Source organism: Corynebacterium sp. HMSC064H12, assembly GCF_001809925.1.
GTDB lineage: Bacteria > Actinomycetota > Actinomycetes > Mycobacteriales > Mycobacteriaceae > Corynebacterium > Corynebacterium jeikeium_D.
The window spans coordinates 1-548 of sequence record NZ_KV799354.1 but is presented as its reverse complement, the minus strand read 5'-3'; the positions used below and the strand labels follow the sequence as shown (position 1 = coordinate 548).

General features: G+C 57.5%; 1 protein-coding gene. It reads right to left on the bottom strand.

The window, feature by feature from the left end; translation table 11 throughout:
- On the bottom strand, positions 1 to 356 hold a 356-nt coding region (locus HMPREF2681_RS11275; protein ID WP_246822722.1), incomplete at its 3' end, for a helix-turn-helix domain-containing protein.
- Positions 357 to 548 lie beyond the last annotated feature (192 nt).

Sequence of the window (548 nt, the reverse complement as noted above, 5' to 3'; positions counted from 1 at the left end):
CCCCACAGTGCAGCCAACCTGCCACTGGCCTGACGCGGCGAGGCGCCACGGTTGAGCAGATTGACAACCTGGGCGCGCAAAAATCGATTGTCATCGAGTTTGCGCGGCTTTGGACGAGCAAGACGCCCGCGGCTGGCCTGATCAGCGTGATAGGCATCGTAGATACCATCGACGCTGTTGCGTGCGATTTCACGACTGATAGTGGATTGACTACGACAGACTATCTGGGCGATACGCCGGTGCGAATGACCTGCCCGCAGGCAATCGGCAATAAGTAAGCGTTCCGTCAGCCCTAGCCGCCGACCAGTACCAACACGAGATACATCACCAGGTGTTATCCGACTGCGGGTATTCATAGTGGTTAAACTAGCCCGCCGGTTATACACCGTGGTTGTGCACACCCCAGCCTGCGCGGCAATCTCGGCAACACTATATGAGCCGGCCATAAGCATCTCGTAGATCACGCGATGCTTATGCATCATCGAGACCTTCGGGTAGTGCGATTGGTGCTGAATCGCAATTCCGGCTTGTCGCGCCCACCGCCTGAC